Source organism: Laspinema sp. D2d, from assembly GCF_025370755.1.
In the GTDB taxonomy this organism is placed as follows: domain Bacteria; phylum Cyanobacteriota; class Cyanobacteriia; order Cyanobacteriales; family Laspinemataceae; genus Laspinema.
This window is the reverse complement of the sequence record NZ_JAMXFC010000035.1, coordinates 1-15385: the sequence shown is the minus strand read 5'-3', so window position 1 is coordinate 15385 and position 15385 is coordinate 1. Positions and strand designations below refer to the sequence as shown.

The following is a 15385-nucleotide window of genomic DNA, read 5'->3' as shown; positions in this document are numbered from 1 at the left end:
ACCCCACTTTACCCAGTTGGAACCCACACCTGATTGTGATGAGTACCTCATGAGTCCGTAACTCTAAAGCGACCCTCAACAAATTTGACAAGAAATCCCAAGCTGAAAACCTTATTTTGGGGGAGAATCGGCTTGAAAAATCGCGGATTTAGTGATTCAAATTAATTCATTCAATGATAGATTTCTATACCCCGTAGGGTGGATTTTAGCATTTTGACGGAAGTATTAGGATTAAATTTAGATAAAATTCACAGAAATTGCCCGAAGAATTTTGTAAGCCCAGATAGGAGACAGATTTTGTAAAATTTCTTTTTTGTGGTATTTTTGACTTTAGTTTATTATTAATAATCATTTGAAAACCTGATAAAATTTCAAAAAATTTGTTTAAAAAAGGTTGGAATACTCATGCAAACTTATTTAAGTTACCCTCAACTCTTTTTATTTGCTTATGACCGACAGATTCCCAGTTCTGAAGAGGGAAATGGGAAAGAGTGGGATGCTTTACGCGATCGCCTGCAAATTCAGCGGGAGGCAAATCAACCCGGCGATCGGGATTATCTGTTTCAGAACCCAGATGGACAAGGGTTTTACCTCCGCTATGGCGTAGGAGATACCCAGAGTCTGATGGTGGCATTGATGCCTCATTCTGACGAAACTTCCCAAATTACCCTCTTATCTCGCTTTCGCCAAACTCTTGATGTTTCTGCCAATTTAGGCAAAACTTGGCTAATTTTAGGCTATGTCAACAGTCGCTCCGATTCCGCTCATTTTCAAGCGGCTCACGCCGCCTATCAAGGGTTTTATCCCTCAAAAGCTGTTCCAGCTTTTCATCCTAGTAAATTGCTGAATTGTTCCTTATATGAAGTCCGGGAATCTCCCCAAGATGGGAAGAATCCTGACCCCGAACTTGAAGTCATTTTAATTTGTATTTGTCCCTCCAAATCTGCTTTAAAGCGAGTCACTGACTTATATGCCGAGTGGTTGTGGTTATTTCTTCATCGCCATGAAATTGGGTCAGCTTATCGCAATAGCCAACGCATCAAAACCGCATTAGAAGAACAAGGCATTTTCAGACCTAGTTCAATTTTATCCGAACTTCCCCAACTCCTACCCGCGTCCTGGGAAAACCTTCAAAATTTACCGAATCTCCAATCCCAATGGTCTCAAAATCGGCTCATTTTAGCGCACCATCACGCGGGATTGACCGGATTAGAAACCCAACGCGAGGCGTTAACTACCTCTTTAAGAAATTATGAGAAACGCTTAAACCGGATTCAAGAGCAACTCAAGGATGAAATTGCAACCAGTGACTTGAAAGTTTGGGTTGAATTTAGAGATTATATCGCCCCCCAATATCAAGCAGAACTCGAACAACAATGGCGGGGATTTAAAATGGGATTACAGAGACAAGAACAATCTTTAAAAGACATCGCAGTAGTGCTGAAACGCGCTCAACAGCAAGAACGCGATCGCCGGTTGGAAAATGCGATCGCCGCTGCTGCAATGGGAGTCGGGACAAGCACTGCATCGGCCATTTCTGGGACTGAGGCAATATCCAAACTATCGCTATCCGAATCCCCCAGTGAAGTCACCCCAACTCAGATGGGATTCAATTATGGATTAGTCTTGTTCGTGAGTCTTTTCCTAGGAATTCTGTTTGCAGGGGTGAGTTGGATGGGATTAAATCGCTGGCGATCGCCGCGTTGAACCTCCCCTCAATTTTCCCACCGCACTTTTCATACCAGGGATTCAAGGTAAATCTATCGGAAGGAAGAGGTCAACGGTCCCCATCACCCAATTAGTCCTAACTGACAGGAATGCTTAGGCGATCGCAGTAATCCTCCCCCCTGAATTCTCTTGGGAATTCCTAAAAAAAATCCTCAGACTCTTCTGACGCCTCCATCCCCAGTGATCGCATGATCAAAAATATGCCTACAGAGGATTGGCAACCCCTCTTTTGATGTCTTACTCTAAAACAAGACTAACCCAGTTTTCATCCCTTAGATTCCCGAGTCTCCAACCTATATTTTCAGTGGTGCATTCCCCTGTAATGAGAACGGGTTCTCAGTCCAATTAACAAGCGACCCTAAATTACTCAGTCAATCTCAACAAAACATAACCATGCAACCTGTTAATCTCTCTAAAATAGTTTTGGCAAGTGCCTGTACCTTGAGTGTCGTCACTGTGCCTTTATTCAATCTCCCCAGTTTTGCGCAAACCTCACCCGATGGCATGGGAACGACTTCCCCCACTGCACCAGCGGGGACTGATCCCGAGGGAACCACCGATTTGGAGAATACTGACCCTTCTTATACCGATACTGACCCTTATACTACGGATCCTGAGGGTCTAACCACCCCCGAAACAACGGACCCAGAAGGAACCACGGATTTTGAGACCACCGATCCTGAGACCACCGACCCTTATACCACAACACCGGAGGGCACTCCACCCCCGGGAACGTTTGAGTCTGATCCCACTCAAACCGATGACACTCTCACCCCAGGTACAACTCCCGAGACAACCACTCCCGGTACAACTCCGAGTATGACAACTCCACCCGGGACAACCACTCCTGATACAACTCCGAGTATGACAACTCCCGGGACAACCACTCCAGGTACAACTCCAGGGATGACTCCCGGGACGACCAGTCCAGGGATGATGTCTCCTGGTACAACTCCAGGGACGACTCCGGGGACGACCAGTCCGGGGATGATGTCTCCTGGTACAACTCCAGGGACGACTACCAGTCCCGGGATGATGTCTCCCAGTACAACCCCAACTCCACAGACAACTCCCGGTACAACTCCTAGCACAACTCCCGGCACAACTCCGGGAACTACACTGATTGTACCGCCTGCAACGACCACACCGGGTACAACCACACCGCGTACAACCACACCGGGTACAACGACAACTCCCGGTAGTACCACCATTATCGAGCGTACCAATACCGAAACAACGACAACCCCAAGGACAACCCGTTCGGCAACTCAAACGGTCCGAACCCGCGATCGCGCTAAGAATTGGGGACTGTTGGGGTTACCGGGTCTGATCGGTTTAGCGGGTCTAGCAAATGCGTGGCGTCGTAATCGCCGACCTGCAGTCCCCATTCGGTAAACGCCCATAGAATTAACCTCTGAAGTTATTTCCCCCGTTCGTCGTAACGACTTCAGTCATTAATTCCCCTTCAAAGAGAAAATGCTGTTCAGGACGGATTAACCGGACTTGATATAACCGCTTTATCCTTTGGATAGAAGAAACGACTGAAGTTGTTATGATAAACAGGTAGAAGAAACGACTTCAGTCGTTAATTCAAATTCAAGGGATCGACATCGATCGCCAAACTAATGTCTCGGGGACAGCGCGATCGCAACTCCTCCAACATCGGCAACTCCACCCGGATATTGGGAGGGAATTTAAGTAGGATTTGCCACCGATAGCGATCGGCAACCCGCAAAATCGGTGCCGGTGCCGGTCCCAACAACTCATATCCTCGGGTGAGATAGGCATCCGGTCCCCCGAGTACCTGCGCTAACTCCACCGCCGTATCCTCCACCGTCCAATCATCCCTCCCCGAAATTCTTAACAAAATCAACCGTCCATAAGGGGGATAACTCAACGCCTCTCGCTGTTCCAACTCCTGTTGGATAAAACTGTGATACTCCTGATTTCGCACCGCCTGAATGACCGGATGTTCTGGGGAATAGGTTTGTAAAATTGCCCGTCCCGGTTCATCTCCTCGACCCGCACGACCCGCCACCTGAGTTAACATTTGAAAGGCGCGTTCCGATGCTCTAAAATCCGCTAAATTTAATAACCCATCCGCTGCCACCACCCCAACTAAGGTCACTTGCGGTAAATCTAACCCTTTCGTCAGCATTTGGGTTCCCAACAAAATATCCGCTTCCCCCGTGGCAAACTGAGACAATAAGATTCGATGTGCGTCTTTCGTGCGAGTTGTATCACTATCAAATCGAATCACGCGCAACTCAGGAAACTCCCGCGCCAATTCCTGCATAACTCGCTGAGTGCCACTGCCAAAGCGCCGAAAATAGGGAGAATCACAGTCAGGACAGCGTTCCGGGGGGCGACTGGTATAACTGCAATAATGACAGCGCAGAAATTCCGTCCCGCCTTCTTGAAATTGATGATAGGACAGGGAAACATCGCAATGGGGACATTCCATCACATACCCGCAACTGCGACAAGAAACAAAGGTACTATGTCCCCGCCGATGGATAAATAATATCCCTTGTCGTCCAGTTTCTCGGAGGGTACTTAACTCTTGTTGCAGGGATTCGCTAAATAGGGAACGGTTTCCTTTGCGTAATTCCTGGCGCATATCCACGACTTCCACCGGCGGCATGGGTCGAGATTCGATGCGTTCAGGTAAGCGTAGATAATGAGTGCGATCGCCCTCAGTGGGATTAAGCGCAATCTCTACCCAAGTTTCCAAAGAAGGGGTTGCCGAACCGAGAATCAGGGGACAATTGGATAATTCCGCCCGCCATTGGGCGACAGTCCGGGCGTGATAAGTAGGTGCAGGGTGGTCTTGTTTATAACTGTCGTCGTATTCTTCATCGAGGATAATGAGGCCGAGCTTGGGTAAAGGTGCGAAAATGGCCGATCGCGTTCCGATCGCAATTTGAGGGGTGTCTGTGAGCATTTGTCGCCAAGTGTCGTACCGTTCACCCTGGGATAGCGCACTATGATAAACCACCACTTTATCCCCAAATCTCGCTTGGAAGCGATCGCACAGTTGCGGCGTTAAACCAATTTCCGGGACCAGCACGATCGCCGATTTTCCTTGTGCTAAAACTGGGGCGATCGCCTGTAAATATACCTCTGTTTTCCCCGAACCTGTCACCCCATGCAGCAACACTCGGGCATATCCGTCGATCTGATTAATCCCATCTAATGCCTGTTGCTGATAAGAATTCAAAACTTTAGGCACATCAGGCGTCTGGGTGGGTTGCGTTTGCGATCGCAATGCTTCGCGATCGTAGATTTCCACACACCCTTTTTCCACCAACTTTTTCACCACTCCCGAACTTGTCTGACAGATTTTCAGCAACTCCGTCATCCATAGTTCCCCACCCCGTCGCCTAAGCACTTGTAGCACTTCTCGCTGACGCTTGCTCAAATCTGGGGGAAAAGAACTAGCGATCAAGGTAACCGCTTGTTGCAGTTTCGGCGCAGGGCGATCGCCTGCCTCATAGTAACTTTCCACCCATCCGCGTTTTTTTAACTCTTTTAACCCCGAATTTGCTCCCGGTTTAACTTTATTACGAATATATTGTAAGGTATAATTTCCCGTTCCCGAAGATTGCAACAGGTCGAGGATTTTTTGGGCGGAAATGGTTTTTAGAAATTCTTTTCCCCCTGCGGGAACTTGCGCTGTCAGGCGGATTCGGTGTTGCGATCGGGCAAATAATCCCGGAGGCATCGCCGCCCGAATCACTCGCACTAAGGGAGTATAATAGTAATCCGCCACCCGTTCCAGCAGTTGCCAATAGTTGCGGGCAAAAAATCCAGAAACTACCACATCTTCAATCTCTTTAACCTTACTCTCGGGCAAATCAGCGGGTAATTGATCCGTAAACCGGATGGCGATCGCCCCTAACTGTTGTGATCCAAATGGCACACTGAGAATATCCCCCGGTTGCACTGTTAACCCCGACGGCACTCGATAGGTAAATAATTTTAGGGGTTCTTCATCCAGAGGGGTCTCAGAAGCGGGAGAGTCTACCAACACCTCGATCCAACGCCCTGAAGGTTCCGGGTTTGTCCCTGGTGTCTCCCCGATCGCATCATAACCGCCCCCCGGTTCCGCAACCAGGTGGGCGATCGGCGCTAAATCTTCCCAGGGGATATCGTATTGCATCATTGACTCACACCAGTTATGCTACCCAATTGTAGCGGGTCTTGATCCAGAAATCCAGCCGTTTCGTTTCATTGTAAGATAATAAACACCCCCAAGTCTATTGCCAAATTCCATCCCTTCCCCTGAACCTTCCTCTGTTGTCGTTTAAATCATGAATCAACCCGTCCCCTTGTGTTTTTCTCCCTTCATCCTGTGCGGTCCATTGCCTCTCCCCGTTGCCGGATAATAATGCCAGATTCTCTGATTATTGGGACAGTCAATTATACGCAACTGCGGGACTTTTTAAACGCGGGGGAATGGGAACGTGGCGATCGCGAAACCGGGCGCATTCTATTAGAAATTACCCAAACCTTGCGAGGTGGGGATTCCCTTTCCAAAGCCGATATTCAATGGCTAACCCGTTTGGATTATCTCACAGAAGATGATAGTTTGAACATTCCTTGTGCCGACCTGTGCCTGATTGATCACCTGTGGATGGACTCTAGCGAGGGTCACTTTGGATTCACAATCCAGTCCCAGATTTGGCAGCAACAGCAGCAGGATTATGCTCAATTTGCCCAAACCGTCGGATGGGCAGTTTCAGGGGGAATAGAATGGCGCAGTTATGCGGAGTTAATCTTTGATTTAAGCGCACCGCCGGGACATTTACCCGCCCAACCATTCTACACCGAGGAGGGCTTAGGGGTGGGATGGGCGGGAAATTTAGCATCCCGCTTGGATGACTGTCAAGAACCGGATTTTTGAACCCATTTCCCTGGGGATATAATAATACCACAATACTCTCCCGGGATTATGTCTGAAATTTGCTCTGAAATCCGAATTCGCTCTGCCACTGCGGATGATGTGGCGGTACTCTTTGAGTTAATTTGTGCCCTCGCTGCCTATGAAAAGCTATCCGATGCGGTTACCGGCAATCCCCAGGCACTACATGAGCATTTGTTTGGCGATCGCCCCTACGCGGAAGCATTGATTGCGGAATATTCTGGCACCGTTGTTGGATTTGCCCTATTTTTCTATAATTATTCTACATTTCTAACCCAGCCCGGTCTATACTTAGAAGATCTGTTTGTATTACCTGACTATCGCCGTAGAGGGATTGGCAAATCCCTGATTGAGGAACTGGCAAAATTGGCGGTGGATCGCGGTTGTGGACGGATGGAATGGTCGGTATTGGATTGGAATGAACCGGCGATCGCCTTCTATCGTCGCCTAGGGGCCGAAATTCTCCCCGACTGGCGCATCTGTCGTCTGACGGGAGAGGCCCTGGTTAACAGAGGGTGAGGCCCCTGATAGGTTAGACCCCCTACGGGGGAATACTCCCTATAATGGAAAATCAATTGAGGGGAGGGTGGGGATGCATGAAATCATTGCAATTTTAGAAGATGATCCGGGGCGCATTCAGGCAATGGAAAAGCGTCTCAAAGAGTCATTTCCTGACTATGCGGCAATTTTTTTTAATAATGCCCCAGATATTATTGCCTGGTTAAAAAGACACTTACATGAGTGCCTTTTGCTCAGTCTTGACCATGATTTGGGCCCCAGTTGGGAACGCAGCGGCCAACTTTTTGATCCGGGAATTGGTCGCGAGGTGGTAGATTACTTGATCACACAATTGCCCCAATGTCCAGTAATTCTCCATACCTCAAATGGGGATGCCGAAATCGGGATGGAAATGGCGTTGAAGGGTGCAAATTGGCACTGTGAAAGGGTCATCCCCTCTCACTCCTTAGAAGCGATCGATTCTTGGGATTGGATTGATTCAGATTGGGCCGATACCCTGAAACGGTTAATCCAATCGAGGGCTAAACATAGCTCTAATTCTAGTGAGGAACGCCTCCCAGATAAGCCACCGCAACGCGACCCTCAGACCGTACCTTCATCGCGGATGATTATTATCTTAGATGATACCCCAGACGCCCAAAATTTAATCAGCGATCGCCTCGGTGAAGTCTTTCCCGGTTGGTCCTGTGGGTTTTTCAAGAATTCTTTAGAATTAATGGCTTGGGTGTCGCGCAATACCCCCCAATTTAACCGCCTGAGTCGAGCTAAAAATATTGTAATATTAGATAATAGTAAAAAACGAATTGACCGAATGCGCCATCACCTCGAACAAAAGTTTCCCGGGGAATATGTATTATGTTTTGATAATGCTCCGGAGCTTTTGTCTTGGTTAAAAGTCCATTTAGAAAAATGTCTATTAATCAGCTTGGATTATAATCTGGGTCAAAGCTGGACCCTGCAAGAAAAAGTTTTTGATCCAGGGAATGGCCGAGAAATCGTTGATTATTTGGCGACGCAACAGCCCCGATGTCCGCTAATTTTTCATACTTCAAATAAAGAAGCAGAAATTGGCATGGAAATGGAATTAATAGACACTCATTGGATTTTCGAGCGGGTGACGGCTTCCCCCGATTTAAAATGGATCGAAAAAGCCTGGTTACCCCTGGTGAGTTTACTGTTAAAACCCATTGAACATACCCAACTGACTGAATCTGATATTCCCTCCACTCATGCCCGTTGGGAATTATTTAATCATTTTGCTTTAAGTTTCAATGGCTATGAATCTTGGGAGTCGGTAGAGGAATGCGTAGAAATAGGCCATCGCTGTGCTAAAGATTACCAAAAAAAGCAGATTCTGCCGCAGTCATTCCAAGAACTTCGCACCGCCTTATTGATAGCGAGAAACCGTTGGCGACGGTGTAATATGGAACCCGATGATGAAGGCATGAGTTACATTCAGGCGATCGCTCAACGCCTCCGAGACAAAGTGCGCGCCCACCATCAGGAGTGAGTGACAACCCAACCGGGAATTTTTACCCCAATGGGTCAGTTAACTCCAGCGATTTTAGGGTAAACTTGAACCTTGAATTACCCAGTTTTGTTATTCCCCGCCTCGCTTCGGGGATAAAGTGGAACTAAAATTAGTCCTTTCGAGGTTGAACCCTTAACCTTCCTTTTGGGGCAACTTAAGAACAACGGAGTTCCCTAGAGCGTCCCCCTTGACAGATACCCTGTCCGTTTTAGCGATCGCCTCAATCTCCTGCCTTTTTCCTTGCTATTCTGAACCCCGCGATCAACTCATCCTTTTCCCCCTTACGGTTACTGCCCAGAAAGAGTTGTTGAGTCAAAGGTCCCGCTATGAATTCCTCCTGGATTCCCTAAAATTTCTTAAACTGGGGATAGGCGGAAGACTGCCAATCTTAAGATTTGATTAAAAAAGCAGCCCTTAATAGGGTCTAGCTCTACAATGGAAGGTTATAGGGAATTATGGCGTCCCCATCTAAAGTAAAAGCATATCTTGCTCATTGGCTGCAATTAGGCAAAAGCGTCTTGATGAGAAACGGAGGGCTAGACCGCAAACCGACAGAAACCATTGCAGGGGAGTCCTACAGTCAGGAGTTTGAACAATTATGGTTCGAGGTACAAGCGCCAGAGTCAGGGCATTGTTATCTAACAGGAACCGAGGAAACCGTCGCCGAGCTCATGACATCAGAATGGGAAATTGTGGACTGCCCTCGATGTTCCATGCCTCACCCCCTAAGAACGAGAGGAATGCCCCCTATGTCCTGTCCTTGTAACGACCTACCAAACTGGCCGAATCAGGACATTCCCGCACCGCGATCGCCCGTAAGCAACCGGACCGAACTCCAAAGCATTCGCGATCGCCTCGAACACATGGCACTTCGAGCCGATTTGTATGCCTTCACTATTGGCACCCAACCGGCGGATTATCCGCCACCGGATCAAGCCCTCGCCTGGTTGCGCCATCAGAACGAATTAATCTTAAACTCCGCTGGAGAGGGAATTTGTGGATTGGATGAGCAAATGAAGCTCACCTTTTTAAATCCGGCTGCCGAAAGAATGTTAGGTTATGAACCTGCCGAGGCGATCGGTCATCCGGTCCAACTCTTGCTTAGAATGACCCCTAATCCTCACCCCTCCCCTTTAAAAGGGGAATTTCCCATTGATGAAACCCTCAAACAAGGCAACGTCAAATTTATTACCGATGGCGTCTTTTGGCGCAAAGACGGCACCTGTTTTCCGGTAGAATATATTAGCGCCCCCCTGCGCCAAAAAGGGGAAATAGTCGGGGTTGTCTTAACCTTCAAAGACATCACTGAGCGGATTGAAATCGAACGGATGAAAGATGAGTTTATCTCCATCGTCAGCCATGAACTTCGGACCCCACTCACCTCAATTCGGGGTTCCCTGGGTCTATTAGCCAGTGGGGTCCTGGCGAACCAACCCGAAAAATCCCAACGAATGCTCTCCATTGCCTTAGAGAACTCCGACCGGCTTTTACGTCTGCTCAATGATATTCTGGATATGGAACGCATGGCTTCGGGAAAAGAGGCGATCGTCAAACAGCCTTGTCATGCGGGAGAACTCATGCAACGCGGGGCAGATTCCATACAGGCCCTAGCTGAAGATGCCTTGGTTTCGATTGTAGTTGAGCCAGCAGAGGTCGTCTTATCCGCTGATGCCGATCGCCTGATCCAAGTCTTTACCAATCTCCTGAGCAATGCCATCAAATTTTCCCCTCCAGGCTCCACCGTCTGGTTGAAAGCATCCGTGCAATCCACCCATATCCTGTTCCAGGTCAAAGATTGTGGACGCGGCATTCCCCCAGAACGGTTAGAAAAGATTTTCGAGCGATTTCAACAGGTGGATAGTTCCGACTCCCGTGCTCATGGAGGGACCGGCTTAGGTCTAACCATTTGTGAAAAAATTGTCCAACAGCATGGCGGGCAGATTTGGGCCGAAAGTACCTTGGGTCAAGGCAGTACCTTTTCATTTACCATTGAGCTACCCGCACCTACCCCCCAGCCTGACGTTTAAGGCGATCGCCACAAGAAAAAAGCCCCCAAACCTTAGCTCAGTGGCCTGGGTTCAGGTGCTTTTAGATTAGTTTTGTGTTTGCGTTTGCGTGATTGGCAGTCCAAGCTGCTGGGTCGAAATGACCGCTGAACCCCTCTTCAAGTTCCACAAGGACTCCCGCAAGCTCAAGGGAAAAAACGACTCCGCAAGAGGGAAGTATCCACCCCGGTTCCCCGGGTGAAACCGATTAGGCTTGTTTGTTCAAAAAGTTTTGGATCTGGGCGATCGCCACTTTACCAACATTGAACAGCGCCCAACTTCCAGCGCCAATGATGGGTAACAGAACAATGAGTATGCGCCAGTCAAAATCCATAGTGAATTCCCCTTTTCTTTAAATTCTTAACTTATTTTCTGAGTTCTACTGACATTTTGCAATCAATTGGCTCACTTGAACAACCCTTTTCACCGATTCTGCTCAAATTAGCCCAGGAAACCCTCAGACCCCTCAAAACTCAGGCATGGACCCTAGCCCATCCCCAGTAGAGGCGACCAAGCGAATCGCCTCTACATTATTTAGAGGGACAAAGCCCTAGGAATCCGCCACCCTAAAGCCCAGATCCGTCCCCTTACCCGCATGAACCAACGCCAACTGCTCATAGCGCCTTGCGTGTTCAATCAATTCCGCAGCTTCTGCTTCCGACAAAGTACGCAGGGGTTTAGCCGGAATACCCACCACCAGAGTATAAGGCGGAACATCCTTCGTGACCACTGCCCCAGCCCCCACTATACTCCCGGTTCCCACTCGCACCCCATCCATCACCACCGCACCAATCCCCACCAAACAGCCCCGTTCAATATAGGCCCCATGCACTACCGCCCGATGACCCACGGTTACAAACTCTGCTAAAACCGTCAGCTTTCCCGGATCTCCATGTAAAACCGCCCCATCTTGAATGTTGCTACTCGCGCCAATGATAATTTTTTCCACATCAGCGCGCACCACGGCACCATACCAGATACTCGCCCCGGGACCCACCTCCACCCAGCCCATCACTGTTGCATTCGGCGCAACAAAAGCCGCCGCAGACAGATCCGGCACCGGCCAATAATTCGAGGAAACCCTGAGAGGTTGATTGAGATTTGTCACAATTGAGCTTGCCTTATTTAAGGAATCGCCATAAATTGTAAGCAATACCCAGGTCTCCCTCGCTATAATAAAGCCAAAATCCCTGGCGCACCTAACCCAAGCAAGTTGGCCCCCAATAGCATGATCAATTTAGCTTCGCAGTATCCTATCTTCGGCCCAGAGATTCAGTGTCCCCACTGTCGTCAGACAATTCCCGCACTGACTCTGACGGATACTTATTTGTGTCAGCGTCATGGTGCATTTGAGGCCAACCCAACCACCGGGGAACTGATTCACCTCCAGTCTGGACGGCATTGGCGTCAGTGGAATAATGAGTGGTATCGGCAACATACCCATCCTGATGGGATTCGCTTTGAAATCCATGAAGCCCTCGATCGCCTCTACACTCAAGGGTATCGGGCTACTCAAGTCATTATTGCCCAACGCTATCAGAACCTAATTGGTTCCTACCTAGAACGCAGTTCCCCTTGGCGGGGTCAACCGGATTCAGCAAAACTGCGACTCTATGGCTTACCTGTGGAATTCAGCCCCGAGGCAGCGGTGGAACCCTGTTGGGAAGTGATTAATTTTGAGCTGGAAAAGGAACCGGGGGTTCCCATCCGCTATCCTTATTTCCGATTGTTTGAGTAACTCCATCTAAGGCAGGGAAGATGCACCATGTTTCGATCCGGACTGCAAATATTCATCGGGCGATCGCCTTCTATTCCCTCCTCGGATTTACAGTTTGTGAACGATTTACCGCAGGCATTACCCTCGCCTGTTGGATGGAAGGTTTAAATGGGCGCATTGAACTAATTCAAATTCCCGAACCCCGCCCCACCGCTGATGCCTTTGGAGATGAGCATTACACTGGCTATTATCATCTCTCCTTTGACCTGACCGACTCCACCCCAGATCTACCCAGTTGGTTAGAACAGTTACAACAGCAGGTTTTGGACGCCACCAAGTCCAACCCTGACTTATCCCCCTTAAAAGTATTGCTGGAACCCACTCAACAACAAATCGGCGATCGCCTCTACGAAGTCACCTTCATTGCCGATACCGATGGACTTCCGTTGGAATTTATCCGAGTTTTAAAATCCTAACAGGGAGATGGGGGAGGGTAGGGGAGATAGGGGAGATAGGGGAGATAGGGGAGATAGGGGAGATAGGGGAGATGGGGAGGGTAGGGGAGATAGGGGAGATAGGGGAGATAGGGGAGATAGGGGAGATAGGGGAGATAGGGGAGATAGGGGAGATAGGGGAAGCCGAATTTCCCCAATCCTCCCCACCCTCCCCATCTCCCCCATCCTCCCCATCTCCCCCTCCTCCCCATCTGCCCCACCCTCCCCACCCATTCCCCCGGGATGATACATTCGGTAAGGAAACGTTCGCAATTTTCCTCAAAACTATGACTGTCCTCCCCATCATGCGATCGCCTTTAAAGCTATTCCCGCGTCTATTCTTTCCAACCCTGTTCTCTGTGCTGCTCAGTCTAGCCCTTGGATTCGGTTGGTTGGGGTCCCCGGTTCTGGCGGCTCAATCTGCCACTGAAATTAAAGTCAGTTTGGGCAATTCAGCTAATGAGCTAAAGTTTTTTCCCGATCGCCTCGATTTTGTGGCCGGAAAGCAATATAAATTAGTCCTAGACAATCCCAGTCCCCAAAAACATTATTTCACCGCTAAAGATTTTGCTGATGCCAGTTGGACTAGCAAAGTTGAAGCGGGAAAGGTGGAAATTAAAGGGGCGATTCACGAACTTGAACTGAAACCCACTGCTGAGGCGGAATGGATCTTAACCCCCCTCAAACCGGGGACCTATCAGTTGCGCTGCACAATTCCCGGTCATACTGAAGCGGGTATGACGGGTATGATTACCATCTCGGCGGGACCGCAATCGGTATAAAGCACTAGAACGGCTAAAGGGTCAGTCGAGACCCTTTACCCTAGAACCTTCTGGGGAATTGGTGAATAATCTGTTAACTTAGATAAAGATTCCTAGATGCACAAGGGCGATCGCCGACTGGCGCAACGCTTCTTCTTATTTATTGATGTCCATATCCTAGTTACTTATCCCATAGATGAACATTCTTTCTAATCTACTGCCTCAGCCCGTCAGTCAATCGCGTGCCAAAAAACAGCAACGCCGGGGGATTGAACTCAAGTCGAACCGTGAAATCGATATCATGCGTCAAGCCTCCAAAATTGTCGCTACGGTCCTGAAAGAAATTTCCGAAACCGTCGAACCAGGAATGACTACTGCTGACTTGGATGCTTATGCGGAAAAACGCATTCGGGAAATGGGGGCCACTCCGAGTTTTAAGGGGTATCATGGATTTCCCGCTTCGATTTGCGCCAGTGTTAATCAAGAAGTCGTGCATGGAATTCCGAATAAAAAAAAGGTACTCTGTCTTGGAGATGTCCTCAAGGTTGATACCGGCGCTTATTTTGAAGGATTTCATGGGGATTCTTGCATCACGATCGCTGTGGGTGGGGAAACCTCTCCCCAGGCGGCACACTTGATTCGGGCGGCAGAAGAATCGCTTTATAAGGGCATTGAGCAAGTGAAGGCGGGGAATTATCTGCTGGATATTGCCGGTGCGATCGAGGATTGTGTGAAGGCGAATGGGTTTAGTGTGGTGGAAGATTTCACGGGTCATGGTGTGGGTCGAAATCTTCATGAAGAACCCTCGGTGTTTAATTTCCGGACTCGGGAGATGCCCAATGTCAAACTGCGTGCAGGGATGACGTTGGCGATCGAGCCCATTGTCAACCAGGGTTCCCGCCATACCAAGATTCTATCGGATAAATGGACAGCGGTGACGGTGGATAATTCCTTGTCGGCTCAGTTTGAGCATACGGTTTTGGTGACTGAGCAAGGTTATGAGATTTTAACCGATCGCACCAAGGTATAGTTCTTCGGTTAGACTTGCCTCCTCCAGTCGGATGGAGGCTATTTTTTTTGGGCGATCGCGCCTTACCCCCCGGGATGGCACACAGAAAAGCGCTTTTTTACAACCTCCTGCTTCACCACAAATGCACAACTAGAAGCCGGAGTTTTGGCCTAAATTGGGTGTAAATCCAGCAAAAATTTTATCAAAAAACCCGGGTTGTCTTCCCGTTCCTGTACCCCAGTCCTTGATTGATCCAACCCTTCAAAAATAGGGGATCACTTGTTCCTTGGACCGATCGCCTTTTGGGGTGGTTTCTGGTTCGACCCGCCAGCATTGATACAGGATTAAATCCTAGGGACAAAAAACTAGGTTTCTATCCTCCTGACAGTTGCTGCGGGTTACAAATTGTGTCAAAAAACCGGGTAGTCTTTCTCTTACTGTATCCCCGGACTCCCGTGACTACATTCGCGGTTAATGTTTAACTCTCTTTAAACCCCTCTGAAGATTAACGAAATTGTAAATACAGATACGGCTGGGAAAAATATGATTGAGTAGGTTATAGTATGATGACGTCTGTCTTAACTGGAGTTTAGACTAAGCCAGTGACACGAAAGCAATAAAGAGGGGAGCCCGACTTGCATCTAGGCTCCCCTTGGC

General features: G+C 48.7%; 13 protein-coding genes. 10 read left to right on the top strand and 3 right to left on the bottom strand.

Annotated features, from left to right (window positions below):
* Positions 1 to 405 precede the first annotated feature (405 nt).
* A complete protein-coding gene (locus tag NG796_RS20290; protein WP_261208804.1) occupies positions 406 to 1707 on the top strand; it encodes a hypothetical protein in 1302 nt (433 codons plus the stop codon).
* Positions 1708 to 2121: 414 nt separating this feature from the next.
* Positions 2122 to 3123 carry a hypothetical protein gene (locus tag NG796_RS20285; RefSeq protein WP_261208803.1) on the top strand — a complete coding sequence of 334 codons (1002 nt, stop codon included), beginning with the start codon at positions 2122 to 2124 and terminating at the stop codon, positions 3121 to 3123.
* Positions 3124 to 3313: 190 nt separating this feature from the next.
* On the opposite strand, the gene priA is transcribed toward NG796_RS20285, so the two are convergent.
* The gene (gene priA, locus NG796_RS20280; protein ID WP_261208887.1) at positions 3314 to 5890 is read right to left on the bottom strand and encodes a primosomal protein N'; all 2577 of its coding nucleotides are present in this window, start codon (positions 5888 to 5890) and stop codon (positions 3314 to 3316) included.
* A 228-nt stretch (positions 5891 to 6118) separates the two neighbouring features.
* On the opposite strand from priA, the gene NG796_RS20275 reads away from it, so the two are divergent.
* The 4 genes from NG796_RS20275 to NG796_RS20260 all read left to right on the top strand — a co-directional run bounded on the left by NG796_RS20275 (position 6119) and on the right by NG796_RS20260 (position 10729).
* Positions 6119 to 6634 (top strand): GUN4 domain-containing protein, encoded by a 516-nt coding sequence (locus NG796_RS20275; RefSeq protein ID WP_261208801.1) that lies wholly within the window; start codon positions 6119 to 6121, stop codon positions 6632 to 6634.
* A 48-nt stretch (positions 6635 to 6682) separates the two neighbouring features.
* On the top strand, positions 6683 to 7171 hold the full coding sequence (locus NG796_RS20270; protein ID WP_261208798.1) for a GNAT family N-acetyltransferase: 489 nt from the start codon (positions 6683 to 6685) through the stop codon (positions 7169 to 7171).
* A 73-nt stretch (positions 7172 to 7244) separates the two neighbouring features.
* Complete coding sequence (locus tag NG796_RS20265) at positions 7245 to 8681, top strand: cyclic-phosphate processing receiver domain-containing protein (RefSeq protein ID WP_261208797.1); 1437 nt, start codon at positions 7245 to 7247, stop codon at positions 8679 to 8681.
* Positions 8682 to 9157: 476 nt separating this feature from the next.
* A complete protein-coding gene (locus NG796_RS20260) occupies positions 9158 to 10729 on the top strand; it encodes a cell wall metabolism sensor histidine kinase WalK (RefSeq protein WP_261208795.1) in 1572 nt (523 codons plus the stop codon).
* Between the two features lie 226 nt (positions 10730 to 10955).
* Here NG796_RS20260 and NG796_RS20255 read toward each other — a convergent pair whose 3' ends face one another.
* Together NG796_RS20255 and NG796_RS20250 are read right to left on the bottom strand one after the other, a co-directional pair.
* Positions 10956 to 11081: a photosystem II protein Y gene (locus NG796_RS20255; RefSeq protein ID WP_261208794.1), complete on the bottom strand. Its 126-nt coding sequence runs from the start codon at positions 11079 to 11081 to the stop codon at positions 10956 to 10958.
* Between the two features lie 216 nt (positions 11082 to 11297).
* Complete coding sequence (locus NG796_RS20250; protein WP_261208790.1) at positions 11298 to 11855, bottom strand: gamma carbonic anhydrase family protein; 558 nt, start codon at positions 11853 to 11855, stop codon at positions 11298 to 11300.
* Between the two features lie 120 nt (positions 11856 to 11975).
* Between NG796_RS20250 and NG796_RS20245 the strand changes: the two genes are divergently transcribed.
* From NG796_RS20245 to map, 4 genes are all read left to right on the top strand, one after another.
* The gene (locus NG796_RS20245) at positions 11976 to 12485 is read left to right on the top strand and encodes a TIGR02652 family protein (RefSeq protein ID WP_261208789.1); all 510 of its coding nucleotides are present in this window, start codon (positions 11976 to 11978) and stop codon (positions 12483 to 12485) included.
* 20 nt (positions 12486 to 12505) lie between these two features.
* On the top strand, positions 12506 to 12940 hold the full coding sequence (locus NG796_RS20240) for a VOC family protein (protein ID WP_261208786.1): 435 nt from the start codon (positions 12506 to 12508) through the stop codon (positions 12938 to 12940).
* Positions 12941 to 13245: 305 nt separating this feature from the next.
* Positions 13246 to 13740, top strand: a complete 495-nt coding sequence (locus NG796_RS20235; RefSeq protein ID WP_261208784.1) for a cupredoxin domain-containing protein — start codon at positions 13246 to 13248, stop codon at positions 13738 to 13740.
* A 175-nt stretch (positions 13741 to 13915) separates the two neighbouring features.
* A complete protein-coding gene (gene map / locus NG796_RS20230) occupies positions 13916 to 14749 on the top strand; it encodes a type I methionyl aminopeptidase (protein WP_261208782.1) in 834 nt (277 codons plus the stop codon).
* Positions 14750 to 15385: the final 636 nt, after the last annotated feature.

Coding starts and splice junctions, on each gene's coding strand:
- NG796_RS20265 (WP_261208797.1), top strand. CDS start 7,245: ATGCATGAAATCATTGCAATTTTAGAAGATGATCCGGGGCGCATTCAG.
- NG796_RS20260 (WP_261208795.1), top strand. CDS start 9,158: ATGGCGTCCCCATCTAAAGTAAAAGCATATCTTGCTCATTGGCTGCAA.
- NG796_RS20240 (WP_261208786.1), top strand. CDS start 12,506: ATGCACCATGTTTCGATCCGGACTGCAAATATTCATCGGGCGATCGCC.
- NG796_RS20235 (WP_261208784.1), top strand. CDS start 13,246: ATGACTGTCCTCCCCATCATGCGATCGCCTTTAAAGCTATTCCCGCGT.
- map (WP_261208782.1), top strand. CDS start 13,916: ATGAACATTCTTTCTAATCTACTGCCTCAGCCCGTCAGTCAATCGCGT.
- NG796_RS20290 (WP_261208804.1), top strand. CDS start 406: ATGCAAACTTATTTAAGTTACCCTCAACTCTTTTTATTTGCTTATGAC.
- NG796_RS20255 (WP_261208794.1), bottom strand. CDS start 11,081: ATGGATTTTGACTGGCGCATACTCATTGTTCTGTTACCCATCATTGGC.
- NG796_RS20285 (WP_261208803.1), top strand. CDS start 2,122: ATGCAACCTGTTAATCTCTCTAAAATAGTTTTGGCAAGTGCCTGTACC.
- NG796_RS20275 (WP_261208801.1), top strand. CDS start 6,119: ATGCCAGATTCTCTGATTATTGGGACAGTCAATTATACGCAACTGCGG.
- NG796_RS20270 (WP_261208798.1), top strand. CDS start 6,683: ATGTCTGAAATTTGCTCTGAAATCCGAATTCGCTCTGCCACTGCGGAT.
- NG796_RS20245 (WP_261208789.1), top strand. CDS start 11,976: ATGATCAATTTAGCTTCGCAGTATCCTATCTTCGGCCCAGAGATTCAG.
- priA (WP_261208887.1), bottom strand. CDS start 5,890: ATGCAATACGATATCCCCTGGGAAGATTTAGCGCCGATCGCCCACCTG.